This is a genomic window from Streptococcus pseudopneumoniae (assembly GCF_001072375.1).
In the GTDB taxonomy this organism is placed as follows: Bacteria; Bacillota; Bacilli; order Lactobacillales; family Streptococcaceae; genus Streptococcus; species Streptococcus pseudopneumoniae_L.
Genome location: NZ_JVKV01000018.1, coordinates 1 through 16,856 on the forward strand (window position 1 = coordinate 1; position 16,856 = coordinate 16,856).

The 16,856-nt window shown below is 36.7% G+C and carries 18 protein-coding genes; 1 reads left to right on the top strand and 17 read right to left on the bottom strand.

The window, feature by feature from the left end; genetic code table 11:
* Positions 1-201 precede the first annotated feature (201 nt).
* The 9 genes from ADH31_RS01225 to ADH31_RS01265 all read right to left on the bottom strand — a co-directional run bounded on the left by ADH31_RS01225 (position 202) and on the right by ADH31_RS01265 (position 8,459).
* Positions 202-1,167, bottom strand: a complete 966-nt coding sequence (locus ADH31_RS01225; protein ID WP_049508438.1) for a hypothetical protein — start codon at positions 1,165-1,167, stop codon at positions 202-204.
* Between the two features lie 128 nt (positions 1,168-1,295).
* Entirely contained in the window at positions 1,296-2,207 is a 912-nt protein-coding gene (locus ADH31_RS01230; RefSeq protein WP_045763473.1) for a bifunctional riboflavin kinase/FAD synthetase, read from the bottom strand.
* A 65-nt stretch (positions 2,208-2,272) separates the two neighbouring features.
* Complete coding sequence (locus tag ADH31_RS01235; protein WP_049508440.1) at positions 2,273-3,211, bottom strand: dihydroorotate dehydrogenase; 939 nt, start codon at positions 3,209-3,211, stop codon at positions 2,273-2,275.
* Between the two features lie 10 nt (positions 3,212-3,221).
* Entirely contained in the window at positions 3,222-4,022 is an 801-nt protein-coding gene (locus ADH31_RS01240; RefSeq protein WP_049508443.1) for a dihydroorotate dehydrogenase electron transfer subunit, read from the bottom strand.
* A 250-nt stretch (positions 4,023-4,272) separates the two neighbouring features.
* The gene (locus ADH31_RS01245; RefSeq protein ID WP_049508445.1) at positions 4,273-4,962 is read right to left on the bottom strand and encodes a CTP--phosphocholine cytidylyltransferase; all 690 of its coding nucleotides are present in this window, start codon (positions 4,960-4,962) and stop codon (positions 4,273-4,275) included.
* A 12-nt stretch (positions 4,963-4,974) separates the two neighbouring features.
* Positions 4,975-5,853, bottom strand: coding sequence for a DMT family transporter (locus ADH31_RS01250; protein WP_049508446.1), 879 nt, complete (start codon positions 5,851-5,853; stop codon positions 4,975-4,977).
* Positions 5,843-6,712 carry a phosphotransferase family protein gene (locus tag ADH31_RS01255; protein WP_049508449.1) on the bottom strand — a complete coding sequence of 290 codons (870 nt, stop codon included), beginning with the start codon at positions 6,710-6,712 and terminating at the stop codon, positions 5,843-5,845. Before ADH31_RS01255 ends, ADH31_RS01250 begins: the two co-directional genes overlap by 11 nt.
* A gap of 12 nt (positions 6,713-6,724) precedes the next feature.
* Positions 6,725-7,747: a ribitol-5-phosphate dehydrogenase gene (locus tag ADH31_RS01260; protein WP_049508450.1), complete on the bottom strand. Its 1,023-nt coding sequence runs from the start codon at positions 7,745-7,747 to the stop codon at positions 6,725-6,727.
* Positions 7,748-7,751: 4 nt separating this feature from the next.
* A complete protein-coding gene (locus ADH31_RS01265) occupies positions 7,752-8,459 on the bottom strand; it encodes an IspD/TarI family cytidylyltransferase (protein WP_049508452.1) in 708 nt (235 codons plus the stop codon).
* Positions 8,460-8,773: 314 nt separating this feature from the next.
* On the opposite strand from ADH31_RS01265, the gene ADH31_RS01270 reads away from it, so the two are divergent.
* Positions 8,774-9,073 (top strand): YbaB/EbfC family nucleoid-associated protein, encoded by a 300-nt coding sequence (locus ADH31_RS01270; RefSeq protein ID WP_049504982.1) that lies wholly within the window; start codon positions 8,774-8,776, stop codon positions 9,071-9,073.
* 46 nt (positions 9,074-9,119) lie between these two features.
* Here the strand turns inward: ADH31_RS01270 and ADH31_RS01275 are convergent, their stop codons facing one another.
* From ADH31_RS01275 to ADH31_RS01310, 8 genes are all read right to left on the bottom strand, one after another.
* A complete protein-coding gene (locus ADH31_RS01275) occupies positions 9,120-10,883 on the bottom strand; it encodes a glycerophosphoryl diester phosphodiesterase membrane domain-containing protein (protein ID WP_049508455.1) in 1,764 nt (587 codons plus the stop codon).
* 8 nt (positions 10,884-10,891) lie between these two features.
* Positions 10,892-11,482: a 3'-5' exonuclease gene (locus ADH31_RS01280; protein WP_049508458.1), complete on the bottom strand. Its 591-nt coding sequence runs from the start codon at positions 11,480-11,482 to the stop codon at positions 10,892-10,894.
* 69 nt (positions 11,483-11,551) lie between these two features.
* Positions 11,552-12,043 carry a chromosome segregation protein RocS gene (gene rocS / locus ADH31_RS01285; RefSeq protein ID WP_000021254.1) on the bottom strand — a complete coding sequence of 164 codons (492 nt, stop codon included), beginning with the start codon at positions 12,041-12,043 and terminating at the stop codon, positions 11,552-11,554.
* A 178-nt stretch (positions 12,044-12,221) separates the two neighbouring features.
* Positions 12,222-13,100 carry a tRNA pseudouridine(55) synthase TruB gene (gene truB / locus ADH31_RS01290; RefSeq protein ID WP_049508461.1) on the bottom strand — a complete coding sequence of 293 codons (879 nt, stop codon included), beginning with the start codon at positions 13,098-13,100 and terminating at the stop codon, positions 12,222-12,224.
* A gap of 3 nt (positions 13,101-13,103) precedes the next feature.
* Positions 13,104-13,907, bottom strand: coding sequence for an alpha/beta fold hydrolase (locus ADH31_RS01295; protein WP_049504972.1), 804 nt, complete (start codon positions 13,905-13,907; stop codon positions 13,104-13,106).
* 31 nt (positions 13,908-13,938) lie between these two features.
* Positions 13,939-14,382: a GNAT family N-acetyltransferase gene (locus ADH31_RS01300; protein WP_049504971.1), complete on the bottom strand. Its 444-nt coding sequence runs from the start codon at positions 14,380-14,382 to the stop codon at positions 13,939-13,941.
* A gap of 9 nt (positions 14,383-14,391) precedes the next feature.
* Positions 14,392-15,666 (bottom strand): DUF2130 domain-containing protein, encoded by a 1,275-nt coding sequence (locus ADH31_RS01305; RefSeq protein WP_049508463.1) that lies wholly within the window; start codon positions 15,664-15,666, stop codon positions 14,392-14,394.
* Positions 15,667-15,746: 80 nt separating this feature from the next.
* Entirely contained in the window at positions 15,747-16,544 is a 798-nt protein-coding gene (locus ADH31_RS01310; RefSeq protein WP_000254784.1) for a formate/nitrite transporter family protein, read from the bottom strand.
* Positions 16,545-16,856: the final 312 nt, after the last annotated feature.

Sequence of the window (16,856 nt, forward strand, 5' to 3'; positions counted from 1 at the left end):
CTGTTTCTCTATATCGTCCTTCCTGACGTCTAAAAAACATTTTTTTATCTCCTTATGTTCGGATTTTAGGAAAATAAAACTCTTATCCCGCTTCTTATTATACCAGTTTTCATAAAATAATAAAAGAAAAAAGAAAAGATATTTTATAGGAATTCATTAGATTAATACTAAAAAAAGCATCGAAAATTCGATGCCTTAGTTTTACACTCCAAGTTGAATATCAGGATAATTTTTTGAGATAAGACTCCAAAGTTCTTCAAGGTCTTCTTGAACTGTTTTTGTTGATTTCAAAACCATATCTTGTTTTTTCTTGCCATTCTTACGGATATAACAAAATTGATAAATTTTTTTCGAAAACAATGATTTATTAATCTTCGTTTCTACAAGATAAAGATGGTCTACATCTCTTAGATCTAAAGCTTGCGTTCCTTTATAGTAGGTGATGAGGTGGTTTTTATAGAGAATTACTTTTAGATTTTCATCATAAAATTCTGCTAAACCAGCCATATTTTCAACGTTTCCTTGCAATTCAGGATAGGCTTGATAAATTTCTTCCAGAGAAGCAATCGTTTTTTTCCGAATAAGAAAGGCACTTACTACTAAAAACACTCCTGTTCCTCCAAAGAAAATCACCCCAATGATAAATATCCAGCCATCATTGGCATGTTCGGTCGTACTTAAATAAAGATTGCTATTCATATTTTGATAAACAACCGATGATGGTTCAAGGATAGACTTTAAAAAGCCTGATAAATCAACAATACGATTATTTCTCGACTTATTCTTTTTGGTAGCAAGTGGTTGTAGTTGAGTTCCAATTATGGTTGCTGGATGATCGTAAAGCGTTCCAGCCTCTGCTTGCTCCATGATACTCTTAATTGTGGCATCATTCTCACTAGCTTCAATCACTGCATATTTCCCATCTCCGTCTTTACTATATTGGACAAGATAAAGTACACTTCCGCCTTCAACTTCCCCTACCACTTCTGGATAGATATCATAAACCGGCATTCGTACTTCAACTCCTGAATAACTATTACTGGCAAATTCTTTTGTGGGATTTTTATGCTTACTCCCCAAAAATCCCATCAATCCTGCCAAAGCCAAAAAAATCAGCGCAATGACTAGGGCAGAAATAAATCCTTTATTTCTTTTTTCCTTAAACATAAGTGTCTCCTTTAGTTTGATAATTAAATTGTATCAAAATTGATCAGTTTTTAAAATACATTTTTAGATTGTTAATTTCCTATCTAAAAAGAGTTTGAGAAAATCCCAAACTCTACTATTTTTTGATTTTATTTTCTAGCTATCTTTTCATCTTCTTCTAATTGCTTAACTAATTGATCAACGCTATCAAATTTTACCATATCCCGGATACGGTCCAACCAGGAAACGATGACAGTTTCGCCATAGATATCGTCGGAAAAATCAAAGATATGAACTTCAAAACGCTCTTCTTCGCCATCAAAGGTTTCATTTTTACCTAGACTCGCCATACCACGATAGACTTTTCTTTGAATTTCAACGTCAACAGCATAAACACCATCAGCTGGCATATATGTCCGATCCAAGTTGACTAGATTAGCTGTTGGGAAGCCAATAGTTCGACCTCGAGCATTTCCGTGAACCACTACACCTCTCGTTGGTAAAGGGAATCCCAAAAGTTTGCCTGCTTCTTTTACATCTCCTTCTAGAATGGCTTGGCGAATGCGCGTTGAACTAATTTTCCCCTTTTCGTCCTCAACTGGTGGAACAATAACTACTTCTCCATGGAAGAGTTCTTTTAAATCCTCAGCTGTTTTTCTATCTGAACCAAGAGTATAGTCAAAACCAACTACAATCGTATCTGCCTTTGCTTCCTTGACGTAGGTATCAATGAATTCTTTTGCAGTCATATTTGCTACTCGACTAGTGAAATCCATCAAATACAAGCTCTCAACTCCAGCTCGCTTCAATCGACGTTCACGTTCACTAGCATTCAAAATATGCAATAAGTGTTCAGGTGAGTATTGATTCAGAGTTAGCTTTGGTGATTCGTTAAAAGTTACTAAAGCTACTCCTTGGCGCTTTTCAGCAGCAATGTTAGAAGCTATATCAAATAATTTTTGATGTCCAAGGTGAACTCCATCAAAATAACCAAGTACAAGGACGTTTGGTCCTGGTGTTGCAATATCTTTTTCTGTTTTAATAGGTACTGTAATAATCATAGTATTTATTATACCAGAAAAATGGCGCTTTCAAAACAATTTAGACTGAATTCAGGACATAAAACTTAGAGCAAACTTTCTCTGACTTCTTTTCGCAACATTTCTAGACTTTGGATCCCGTACTTATCCATGACTTTTGGTAGATTTTCGATAATATCTGGACAAGCATAGGGATTGGTAAAGTTGGCTGTTCCGACACCGATTGCTGAGGCTCCTGCCAGATACATTTCTAAGGCAGCTTCAGCTGAATCAACTCCTCCCATCCCAATGATTGGAAGCTTAGTTGTTTGAGCTACTTGACGGATTAGTTTTAGGGCTACAGGAAATACTGCAGGTCCAGACATGCCACCTGTTCCATTGGCGAGGATTGGTTTTCTAGTCTTGAGATTAAAACGCATCCCTACAAGTGTATTAATCATGGTCAAACCACTAGCACCGGCATCTTCTGCAGCCTTAGCAATGGTTACGATGTCAGTAACGCTTGGAGTCAATTTGACGTAAACGGGCACATCTGATGCTTCTACGGCAGCCTTCACCACATCATAGGCTAACTCAGGATCTTGTCCAATTAATAGTCCATGATTACCGTGATCAACGTTAGGACAAGAGATATTGAGCTCGATGGCTTTCACGTTAGTTACTTTTGAAATACCATGAGAAACTGCTGCGTATTCTTGTTTTGAAAAGCCAGCAACATTGGCGATAATAGGGAGATTTGGATATTCTCTTTCAAGCCATGGTAGTTTCTCAGAGAGAACGACCTCTAAACCTGGATTTTGTAAACCAATAGCGTTGAGCATACCTGCAGGTGTTTCTGCCACTCGTGGAGTTGGATTTCCAAACCTTGGTTCAAGCGTAGTAGCCTTTATCATGATGGATCCTAAGAGGTCTAAATCATAGTATTTGGCATACTCTTGACCAAAACCAAAACAACCTGAAGCAGGAATGATAGGGTTCTTTAATTCTAAACCCGGTAGAGAAACTTGTAATCGATTTGCAGTCATGACACGCTCCTTATAAAACTACTGTTCCTGTTTTAAATACAGGCCCATCTTCACACACACGTTGACTAACTGTTTCACTATCTGGTACTTTCAAGACGCAAGCGTAGCAAGCCCCCATACCACAGGCCATACGGGATTCAAGAGATAGATAAGCTCTTGGATGTTCGGAAAAGGTTTGATTGATATATTTCATCATACCAGGTGCACCGCATGAGTAAATTGCATCGAATTCGTTATCAAATTTCTTAATCACAACTGAGACATTACCCTTGAAGCCATAAGAGCCATCATCAGTCGTTACAAAGACTTTGCTGTATTGGGATAATTCATCTTCCAAAATAACTGCATCTTTGGTCGCAAATCCTAGAACCGTTGTGACATCTACACCACGCTCATGCAGTTGCTTAGCTACTTCAAATAAAGGAGGCACACCAATTCCGCCACCAACTAAGAGAACACGACTATGCTGCTCTAAATCAGATAAATCAAAACCATTCCCCTGAGGTCCCATAACATCTAAGCTATCACCTGTTTTTAAGGTTGAAAAAATTGCCGTGCCAGAACCTTCGATACGATAGATAAGACGGCATTGTTTATTAGCCTTATCTATAGACGAGATTGAAATCGGACGCCGCAAGAGATGAGCATCATCAGGAACTCGTAAATGAAGAAATTGGCCTGCTTTCATAGCTTCAACCATTTCTCCTTGAAGTAGGAGTTCAAAGATCGCTGGTGCGATTTCCTGTTGAGATACTACTTTCATGGTTTCCAAGCGAATGGCACCCATGCGTTTTTTACAATTTGGATTCATAACTTTTCCTCCTTAAATTTCAAGGGGTTCAGAAAAAGAAAAACCTTGCAATCGCAAGGTTTCAGTAAGATACTTACAGAAAAGAATCAAATAAACTTTGTTTATTCGAAGTTTGTGTAATCTATTTTCTATCTGACACCTTGTGAGCCTCTCTGGACTTCCCTTAAAGGTTAAATTTTTACTAGTATACTGTATCAACCCTAAAAAGTCAAGCAAAAATAGGTAAGGTGTCAGACGTATTTTAGTTTACTTATTTTTGTGAAGAAAGAATCTGCTCCAATTTTTGATAATCTTTTACACTATCGATTTCATAGATAGAGTTTTCTTCCAATTCCTCTACGTAAACATCCAGTTCTTTGATATTATCTTTAACCATGTTGTCCCAGTAGAGATCTACAAATTCGCCGCTTGCATAGGCTTTGTCGATAAATCCAACAATTTTCTCCGCTGTTGGAGCATCCCAGAATGACACACCACTCAGGATGCGACCATTCTTACTATCAACGATGATATCTTGAACTTTATAATCTTCTCCGTAAACTAGGAACCATTCATTGTCACAGTCTTCACGATAAACGCTGAAGTATGTTGAACGCTCGATGTCATTGCGGAACATATTTTTGAAAAGATAGTTATCCGCATCGATAACGTAGCTGTTAGCCAACTCTTCTTTTACCAAGTAAAGTGAGTAAAAATTATTGTAATCAGCGTACTTGTCGTTGAAGACCAAACGAACGCCATACTTCTCTTTAAGGTAGTCGAATTGTTCTTTCAAATAACCTACAACGATGATAATATCATCAATTCCACGTTCTTTTAAAAATTCAATTTGATATTCAACCAAAGGTTTTTGATTAACTTGTACCAAGGCTTTGGGAGTGTTTTCTGTCATAGGTCTTAAACGAGTTCCCAATCCCGCTGCTAAGATGATCGCTTTCACGCGTTTTCTCCTTTATTCTTTAATGATAATATAAACACCAGCCATTACAACAAATGAAGTTATAATGGTCAAGACAGTCAGAGGTGTCCCCAAGAACATTGCTGCAAACAGGACAGTCCAAACTACATAACTGACATTTAAACCAGTTGCTTTTGCTGGTTGCAATCGATTGATAGCCATATAGTAGGCAAGATAAGAAATCATATTAAATGCTGCAAAGACAATTAATAGACCAAACAATTGGCCATTTGCCACTTCTGCAAATGAATGATGCGAGAAGAGAACAATGACAAGATAGGACAAGAAGGATGTGACTTGTCGTATCAAGAGTGCTTCGAGTTCACTGAGTTCACTTTCCATAGCAAATGAGCTCAGAACACTTTCACTTCCCCAAGCAAAAGCACAAATCAAAGCACATAGAATACCTATGTAGAAAGAATTAACCTGCTCTGCTTTATAGGTCTGAGCAATAATCCCAGCAATGATTAGAAAGATACCAAAAATTGTATTTTTGGAAATCTTGTGCTTCAAAAAGAAGAAGGCAAGCAAGACTGAGACTGCCGGATAAATAGCTGAGACTGACGAAGCTAATGAACTTCCAATATACTTAACCGCATAGAGATTGGCCTGCATACCAATCGGACCGGCTAGTAAAGCTCCGATGATAACACTGACATTTCGAATGTTCAAGAAGATTGAAAAACGAACTCTGCCTTCCTTAACTAGAAGATATCCTAGCAAGATAAAAATACTTAGGAAATCGTGTGCTGCTGCTACTACAAAGGGCGATAAATCCGTGAATATTGAAAAGATATAAGCACTAATAGTTAATCCTAATCCCCAGAACACACCTGATAGTAGCCCAAAAGAAACTCCATTTTTAGCCTTCATTAGAACCTCCCATATAATCCAATTCCTTCACAGCTCTATTGTAACGAGAGATTCCATAATCTCCGAAATCTGCACCATTTTCTTCTTTGTAGATAGTCCAGAGACTCCAAATAATATCTTGCAATATTTTGTAGATACGAATTTTCTCTCTAGAAACGGGAGTCTTATCACTCTCATAATGACTTAGGAAGTCTTCTTCCTCTGCACTTGTAAATTCAGATTCTAGGAAGAGGGCTGCCAAATCCCACATAGGATCATTCATAGATGAATATTCCCAATCAATGAGATAAAGATGTCCATCTGATCCTTCAATAAAGTTTTCAGGGACCAAATCAATATGACACGATTTCTTATCCATTCCAATTTCTTCAAGTTGGTCTTTCAGAGAAAATACAGATTTTCTGACAACTTCATAGTTCGGATAGGAAATCTCCCCTTGAATCAATGATTCATATTTTTTAATTTCCTCAAAAGGAGCAAACTCTCCTTTTAATTCTTTACCCGAAGCATGAATCGTTTGTAAAATTGGAGCTATCTTCTCAAATTTAGTTTTAATGGTAGTTGAATCAAGTGTCTCTGCATTTTCGATGTATTGATTGACCTTGATACCTGCTTCGATATCAAAAAGATAATTTTCTACATCTAATTTCAAATCCTTCAACAATTCAAGATTGAACTTTTCATTCTGGCGGTTGATTAATTTATCTGTACCTTTTCCGAAAAACTTAACGATATACTGATTTGAGCTTGTTTTGACCAAGTAGTTTTGATTGGTCATACCACCTAATTGTTCAACGCTCAGAATATCTTCATCAGTTGATAGTAAAGAGGTAAGTTTTTCCTTAATATTTTTTTCCACAATCGTCCTCCATTAGACTTCCCACTTAAAGACTGTCTTAAATGCGGTATTTAAGTCAGTTGCAAAAACTCGGTGAATATCTTTGATTTCTCTGACTGGTTCTTCTAAATAAATGATATTTTTCAAACGATTGGCAAATCTCTTAATCTCAATCATTTGGATAGCTTTTTCGAAGTCAATTCGTCCTGAACGCGAAGAACCTACTAATAATAAACCTTTTTCGAGGGAATCTCGAGTATTGATATTTACCTTGTACTCACTAACACCCATCATCAAAATTGTTCCCTGTGGTTTGATGTAACGAATGAGATCATTAATAGCAGGTCCACAACCATCACCACCACAACATTCAAAACCATGATCAAAACTAAGGTCTTCTGGAATACTGTCAGTGATATAACGTTCATTCGCAAATGAGAAGAGTTCAAGTTTCTCCCAATGACGGCCAATGACAATAATCTCTGCTTCAGGCAAGGTATAGTTGATAATATTTGCCATTACAAAGGCTAGACTACCATCTCCAATAACTGCAATACGCTGACGTCTGCTGTGAGAAACTGTCAAGAAACGATTCATGGCGTGCATACCCACACTGACAAACTCAGTAATGGCAGCTACTGTATCTTCTATGTCCTCGTAAGCTACCACACGATCCTTAGGTAGAGAAACAAATTCTCGCATAAAGCCATCATAACCACTAGACAAGAAATAGGTTCCAGTCATATAGTTTTCATAAAATTCCTCATCACTCTGCATAGGTGGTTGATTGGGAATCATGACGACCTTCTGGCCAACTTTGTAGGTACCTGTGGGATCAGAAATAACAGTCCCACAAGACTCGTGAATCATAGCCATTGGAAGCTTTTTAGATAATATTTTGGGATCACGTTTTCCTTGATAGTAACGTTGATCCGCATGACAAACCGCCATAAAGTTTGATCGAATAAGGATATGATTCTCTTGATCAATCTCCTCTTCTTGATATTTGATATTGATAAACTTTGGTTTCGTCAGTTGATAAATTTGATTAATCATGTTTTTAGTCTTTCTCAATCATGCTTTTAGCAATCTTCAAGTCTGTAACTGTTGTGATTTTTAGATTTGAGTATTCACCTTTTGCCAAGGCAACATCTTTACCCTTAATGACAAAGATTTTACATGCATCTGTCAAAATTTCTTTTTCTTCTGCTGATAAAGAACCATACAATTCAATAAAGTCTTTACAACGGAAGGTTTGTGGAGTCTGTCCTTGGTATAGATGAGCGCGATTTGGAATATCTGTGATAAACTGACCATTTGTACTTTCAACAATGGTATCCACCGCTTCAACCACGGTATCGACAGCATCATGGTTTTTAGCGAGTTCAATATTGTCTTGAATCATTCGAAGAGTGATGAAAGGACGAACTGAATCATGCGTCACCACAATATCATCTGCTGTCAGTGGACGGTAAGCATCAATAGCTTCAATAATTTTTTCAATACTAGAATTACGATCCGCACCACCTTTTGTGATGATAATACGATACTTGTGGAGTGGTAGGAATTTTTCAACTAAATCTTCTGCGTGTGTAACCCAGTCACCATGAACTCCAACTACAATCTTTTCAATACTTGGTTCCAAGACAAATTTTTCAATAGTATGAATTAAAATTGGGCGATCTCCCAACTCAAGAAATTGTTTGGGTAAATTACTAATTCCCATACGCGTGCCAGTTCCACCTGCTAAAATTCCAGCATAAATCATATTGATACTCCTTTAGTTTGTTTTAAAAAACTCATTCTTTTCTATTATATCATAATCTAGCACTATCTTAAAAAAATACTAGGTCACTCTAGCTAGAAACTAGTATCAAGAGCATGGATTTAGAAAAATTGAGTTCTAATCTGACATTTCTAGGTCTCGATTAATATAGAGTTCTTTAGAATAGTATAGAAAACTTAAAGAAATCTTAAAATGAATTAAGATAGAAAAAGAGTACTAAAATTAAAAATAGACTTTTCTAGTTAAAATTGTTAAAATAATAGGGAAAATAAAAGAAAAGGAAGCTATATACCACCATGATGAATATGCAAAACATGATGCGTCAAGCTCAAAAACTTCAAAAACAAATGGAGCAAAGTCAGGCTGAACTTGCTGCTACAGAATTTGTTGGAACTTCTGCCCAAAACCTTGTAACTGCTACACTAACAGGAGACAAGAAAATTGTTAGGATTGACTTCAATCCAGCAGTTGTTGACCCAGAAGATATTGAAACTCTATCAGATATGACAGTTCAAGCAGTCAATGCTGCTCTTGAACAAATTGATGAAGCAACTAAAAAGAAACTAGGGGCTTTTGCTGGTAAATTACCATTCTAATAGCATAAAAAGAGGCTGATGTTCAATTCAGCCTCTTTTGTCTTACCTAGAAAGTAAATATTTCTGTTGCTTTCTTGAGAAGCAAGTCCGTATATTCAGGATCCTCCTGAGCGGTCTCAAGCTCTTCTTTAATTCTTTCCAAATCATCTGTTATCATACCATCAACTCCCAAACGTAGGGACTTATCAAAGGATTCCGAACCATTGATTGTCCATACATAGAGTTTTTGTTTTGTATTCCAAAGCTTGGTTACAAAATATTCATCTAAGGTAGAATATTCCATGGTATAACCTGTAGCATTTGTTCTTGGAAAAACGGAATTATAGGGCAGTATGAAATAGACTGGAATCTCTTTATCATACTGGGTAACTTTTTCAATAACATGATAATCCAAAGATTGCATCTGATGCCCATAGATTTTAATTTTTGCTCCATATTTATCTAGAAAACGATCCATCATCTGAGCACTATCTTTTCGACTCGTTTTAATTTCGATCAACAATTTCTGATGAAGGTCATTGGCACGATTTATATAATCGTCAAAGCTAGATATTTTAGTCTGATAACCATTTTCATAAATATCTAATTGCTTCAATTCATCTAAAGTTAAGTCTTGTGGTGTTACATTTAATCCCGCTAAACTTTTTAGATTCGCATCATGCATCATGACAAACTGACCATCCTTTGTTTCTTGCACATCCATCTCAACTAAATCTGGTTTTAACTGAGCTGTTTTTTCTAAGGATTCAACTGTATTTTGGACACCATTCCCATTAGAAACTCCTCTGTGAGAGATGACAAGTGGAGGATTGACTACGGGTGCTTCGAGATAAATATAGCCTTCAATCGCAAAAAAGATACTTGCACACCCCATTACACCCCATCTCATGATATGATCTTTCTTTCGTCTTGGCATAATATCCAACTCCTCACCAGTTAAAAAGGAGGTAAACTTAACCAAGAAGTAAGTCAAAGCCATATAGTGGATATTTTTAATCAAAATATAGTTTGAAATAGCAAGAACCAATGATTCTCGATGTGTGAGACCATCTACTAAAAACTGGCCAACCAATAGTGGGATTAGAAGTAAGTAAAAGAAAAGATTCGTTTTGACAAGGATTAGAAAGAGATGCCAAGCGTAAAACCAAAAATGATTCCTGGTTTTTTCTAGACTGTAGACTACAGCATCCTTAACTGTCATCTTGTCATAAAAAATTTTAGGAAGGGCAAACATCACTCTTACTGAGATGTAGAGAAATAGGATGGTTAAGATAAAAATAGATAACCACCACATCCAGTACTTGTCTTCCATATAAGTTTGAATAAACTCAGGTATCACTATTTTATTAAAATAATAAATTTTAAAAATCTTCCTGATAAACGGAAAAATCATAGCAATATATACGAAGATAAACAAGGCCTTGGAAAGAGTCAGACGTTTCATGAAGGCTATACTCTCACGAAAGACCTTGCGACTATACTCAATCAAGGTTCGTTTTTCATGATAGAGAAGGTGTCGAGCCCCAATGAAGAGAAGACTAATTTGAAAATAGGCTACTAAAAGGTTAAGGGCTATTAAGATTAAAAAACCAAAGCTGACTAAAGGCGCATGTTTTAAAATTTCAAAAACATTGTTATAGGAAATAAACAAATAGCCCGTCTGACTTAGTAAAAAGCCTGCTATCAATGAGTTCAATGGCAACCAAATATAATCTACCAGCATGAAGATTAGAAAAAATAGAAAGAGGATTTTATCAAGATTGAGGTAAATCTTTTTAAAACCCAATTTTTTAGGCTTTTCAGGTTTCATAAAACCTCCTAATCAAATAATTGTGATAAATCTAGTCCACCAAAAGGATTAGAGTTAAGACTACTCTTGACGTCCAGTAAGATTTTACTTTCATCAGATTCTAAAAAAGCTTCATAAACACGCGCAGTCATACGAGCATCCTCTAAACTGTTATGAGATTGTCCCTTAAATCCTAGAAAACTTGCAACAGTTTGTAACTTGAGATTGGCAATACCATGAAGATCAGAACTACGTCGTTTAAAAGCTTCATCATAGAGATCCACTTGATATTGGCTACTATAATCCAAACCATGTTCCAATAGAATCGGTAAATCACTCTTAGTTGCATTATAGCCAACGATAGGTAATTGACCAATAAAGGCTTGAAAAGCTTTGAGAACATCTTCCACCTTCGGAGCATCCTTCAAGGTTTCAGATGTGATACCCGTTAAACCGTTTATAAAACTTTTCAATGGTACATCCGTATGAACATATGAGTCAAATGCTCCTACTTCTTCACCATCTTTAAAACGGACTGCAGATACCTGAATCAAGTGAGTTTTATCTTGGTGTTTATTAAATTCCAAATCAAATGAAATGTAATCTCTTAATTTTTCCATCTTATCCATTCCTTACTGTATTTGAAAAAGAAACTACTTGGTTATACCTAGAAACCAAGCAGTTTTTTCTTATCCTCCAAATAAGCGAGCAAAGAAGCCTTTCTTCGTTGCTTGTACTTCTTGCTTAGCCTGATCCAACTCCAACTGAAGGTTTTCTTGATCCTTCATGGCTTGTAGGGTTAACTGTTGTTGTTGATCCAATTGCTTATCTTTTTCTGCGATTTGACGGTCTTTGACACGCATCTGTTCATCTTTTTCAGCCAACTGTTTGTCTTTGGCCTTTAATTGCTCATAAAGACGGATGATTTCTGCATTCTTTTCATCAACAAGAATCTCCATTAATTCACGTTGCTTCACATCATCACTAACAGGTTCATCTTCAAAAATGGTTTTTTTGTAGATTTCTTCAAGCTTAATCAAGCCACTGCGAGTTACCACAGTGACTCCTTTATCATTTTTAGTCGTATCTTCTTCAGGTAATTCCTTGACACGGTTATTGATTGCTTGGCGGGACAAGCCCAAGACCTCAGCAATCTCACTTACAGTCATCTCAATACTCATAATATCCTCTGAAAGTTTTCTAGCTTTTCTTTATTTAAATATTATCATAAGCAAGCAAAACTGTCAAATATCACCGTGTTTTCAACCCTTTTTCATAAGTTTTTCGGGTCTAAACTGAACTGTCTTTTAGCATTTTTTAAAACTAAAAATCAGTTTGCGATTTTACCACCAGCTCTAATCAAATGAAAACCTTTCTTGGTTTATAAAGAGTATCCCGTTTCTCTAAAATGGCTAATAACTTATCACCTTCAAAACCAGCCAATTCCTTCTCAGTTTGTTCCAATTCAATAAAGCGACCAAAACGCACTTCTTCTGCCTGCTCTGGAGTCAAATATACCTTGACCAAGTCACCTGTCCCAATCTCTAAGGGATGAAGAAAGTCCAGTTGACCAGCCTCTACTTTTTCAGCAATTTCTTCCAAGGTAAGAGCGTCTTCTAATTGTAAACCCGCTGCACTAGTTCGAGTCAGATGTGACATATGAGCTGCATAGCCAAGTTTTTCTCCTAAGTCAACCGACAAGGTACGAATATAGGTTCCCTTACTGCATTTTACACGAAAAGTAAATCGTGCAAGTTCGCTCTCATAAGAAATCGGACTTGTCCGTTCAAATTGATAAATGGTTACCTGACGTTCTGGACGTTCCACTTCCTGACCAGCACGCGCATATTCATAAAGTTTGCGCCCATTGACCTTGACAGCGGAATACATTGGGGGAATCTGAATAATAGGTCCAGTCAGACTTGCAATCGCTTCATCAACAAGTTTTTCATCTAAGGGAGACAATACTGGTGTCTCAGCAACCACCTCACCACTAGCATCCTCGGTTGTTGTAGAATATCCCAGAGTAATTTCACCCTCGTAAATCTTACCTTCGTCCTGCATAAACTCGACCATGCGAGTTGCCTTACCAACGGCAATCGGCAAAACACCCACCACATCAGGATCTAGCGTCCCACCATGACCAATCTTCTTGGTTCCCAAAATCTTACGCAATTTAAAAACCGCATCATGAGAGGTCATCCCCGCCTCTTTTTTTAAGTTGATAATACCGTTCATTGATTAACTTTCTAAAAATACTAAAACTCTTTTTTGGAAATCCTTATTCTGTTCATAGAGTGCATGTCCACACCCTGGTAAAATAATCAGTTGGCTACCTCTGATATGATGATGCAATCCAAACGAACCATCTACGCCAAGAACATCATCTTTTTCTGTTCCAATGATTAACGTAGGGCAGTTGATTTTTTCCAAAAAATCTAGACTATCATGTTTCAAACAAGATACAGACTGAATATCAATACGTTGTTTATCTTTAATATGACCAAAAATTCCCATTATTCGATAAAGGTATTTAAATTTTCCAAAGGATTTAGTCGTGTAAGAATGACGAGCGATATCAATCATCAGATCTTTATAAGTTCCTGTTTGACTCAGGTTCAGCCAACAACTAATTCTATCCCTACCTAGATTACTTAGTTTTGCAGTTGTAACAGCCAAAACTAACTTTTCAACCTTTTCTGGAAAGTTTACAGCTAGCCATTGGGCAATCATTCCACCTTGCGAAATCCCCATAACATAGGCACTGGTAATATTCAATACCTCCATTGCTTCTGCTACATCTGCTGCCATATCTCGCGTCGTATAGCCCTGTCTCAGCTCATTGATTCGAGAAAAAACATAAATTTTGTAACGTTTGGCAAGTATACGGTATGTGATTGAAAAAGACATATCCATACCTTTAACCGTCTGAATCCCATCCCCCAACCCTGGTATGATAACGAGAGACTTCTTTCCTTTACCAAAGGTCACATAGTCCATGCTCTTATCGTTAAAATATAAGGTTTTCCCTTTTGTTGAAGACATTACTTCGTTCCCTCTACTATTTTTTCACGATTTATCTATGCTGAGTTTTTAAATGCAAGGCAAAGCCGGCAGTCACTTTTTCAAATCCAACTGCCTGATAAAACTGATGTGCAGCATTTCGTTCAGCGGTTAATCCACTATTTAGAGCCAGTGCCTTAACTCCTTCTTTTACAGCTTGTTTTTTCAATTCATCGATTAGCCTACTAGCAATTCCTTGTCGTCTTGTTTCTTTTGCAACTGACAAAGCTAAAATACGATAGTAAGATCCATCTTCTTCAAAAAAGAAGAGCTTTGCATAACCTAAGAAACCTAAAATTTCTCCGTTTCTTTCAGCTAGAAGACAGCCATAATGTGATTGAGAAAGAATCATTTCTAAACGTCGAGACAGATTAGAAGCGGTCGTTGGATAGCCCAAGTCTTCGTATAAAGACAGTAGGGCTTCAGCATCTTTCATGGTTGCTTTTCGTATCTGCATAGGATCCTCCTAGTCTTCCTTCAAGGCATCAAATTTCGCTTTCATAGTTGGATTTTTTCTTGTCAATTTTTTAACGGAAACATCATCCAATTTGTTGTTAGCAAGGCGCAGTTGGTTTTCTGATGTGGTCAGGAATTTCTTGACTTCTTCCATCCGTTTAATGGCCTTGTCAATTTCATCGATGGCCTTGCCGAAGTTGACCGAAGCTGAATTGTAGTTCTTAGCAAAGGCTACCTTGAAAGCATCCAAGTCTTCCTCGAAATGCGTAATGTCAATATTTTGTTCACGAACAAGTGCTAATTCCTGCTTGTATTTAAGAGAATTAAGGGCAGCGTTGCGCAAAAGTCCAATCAACTGAATAAAGAACTGGGGACGAATGACATACATCTTCTCATATTCGTGGCTGACATCGACAATCCCAGTATTGAAGTAATCATTGTCAGCCTCAAGCATACTTACCAAAACTGCATACTCACAGTTTTTCTCACGACGATCCTTATCCAACTCCTTGTAGAAATCAGCATTCTTGTGTTTCTTCTCTGTCCCGTCTGCTTCATTTTTCATCTCAAACATGATGGAAATGAATTCTAGTCCATTTTCATCAAAATCACGGAAGATAAAATCACCCTTAGAACCACGTGCTGAAACCTTGTTGTCTTTTTCAAAGTAGGCATTTGGAAAGGCAAAGCTTCGAACCTTGTTGAATTCACTTTCTGCATAGTGTTCCAAACTTTCACCGATTGCCTTGGTTGATTGTTGCGCCTTGAAATTCTTGTAAAATTCAACCTGCTCACTGGCTGCCTTTAGCTGGGCTTCATAATTTTGTTTTACAGAAGCAAGAGAAAGTTCGTTTTCTTTTTCTTGTAGAAGGAGCTGATTTTTAACCTGATCGCGTTCTTTTTCAAGATCAGAAAGAGTTTTTTGTAATTGATTTTCATGCTCTAAGCGCAAGGTAGCCAATTGATTCTCAAGAGCTTGGACCTCTTTTTCTTTTTCTAACAGACTTTGGCTAGCACTTTGCTCTACTTCCTTCTTAGCCAATTCTTTTTCAGTATCGAAATTTTGGATTTGAGTTTGTAGCTGGGCAATTTCTTGATCTTTTTGAGCCAGTTTTGCCTGTTGTTCATTTAAGGCTTTTTGTTCTACTAATGTCAATTCTTGCTTGATTCGCTCATGCAATTCCTTATCAAACTCTACAGTTCGAACTTGAGAAATCAATTCTGCATATTGGCTTTCATTGACTGTAAATACTTCGCCACAATTGGGACATTTAATCTCGTTCATGTTATTCCTCTATATTTATCTATTCTACATTCATTATAGCATGGATAAACAAAAAGAAAAAGTTGGAATGAATCCAACTTTTAATCTACGTATGTATCTTCGTTTTTATTTAAGAAGGCGTAAGGTAATCCCATCAGTAGACCACCACCAATAAAGTTACCAATAAAGGTTACACCCCAGTGACGAAGAATATTTCCAATACCGAAGTTTGCAATTGAATCAGCAGCAACACTGAATTTCACGATAGCAAATGATGCAAAGTTTGCGGCAATGTGCTCGTTTGTTAAGAATACAAACATGTAAATCGCAGATAGAACCAACCAAAGTTTGGCACCACCATCTTTGACTAAAACAAATGAAAGAATCGCGATATTTACAAAGACATTAGCCAAGATAGCTTCAAGTAAGACTAGTTCATTTGAACGGCCCAACTTCATTTCCACAACTCCAGAAATAAAGCTATCATGTGTTAGGTTTGCATAAGCTGCTGAATGGGCGAAGCCCCATCCTGCTATAAGAGCACCGATCAAATTAAAGAGTGTACAATATAGAAGGATTTCAGCTGTTTTTCTCCAGCTAATCTTTTTCAAAAAGCTACCAGCTGTCAAGAACATCATGTTAGATGTTACCAATTCAGCATTCAAGAAGACAATGTAAGCCAATCCCCAAGCGAAAACAAATGGGAAGAGGAAACGTCCACTACCTGGAGCAATCTTATTAATCAAGTCAGCTCCAACTGCACCAGCTGCTGTACTAAATGTTAAGAATGCACCAGCAAACATTGAACGGATAGCGTACTTGAATTTACTTTGACTGTAAAGACTTTCCTTTTTCTTACAAGCAAACTCAATTTTTGAGATAAATTCTGAAGAAACCATATAAACTCCTAAAACTTTTATTTGTGAATATTATAACATAAAATCGAAATTATGGGAAGGCTTTCTTAATTCTATTTACAAAATTTTTATCACTTTTAGCAATCGTTTCCATTTGCTTTGTATCAGCATCTTTAATGTTTTCAACTCTTTATTTTCAAATTCTCCACTCTATATATTTAATATATGTTTTCGTTTTGTTTTATACTGAATTTACAAAAGAGTCTCTTTAGTTTTCAGCTAAAGTCCATGTACTAATAATATGTTTGAATTTATAGACAGTGAAAATAACGTTTTTATCAAAAGGTTCTTTGG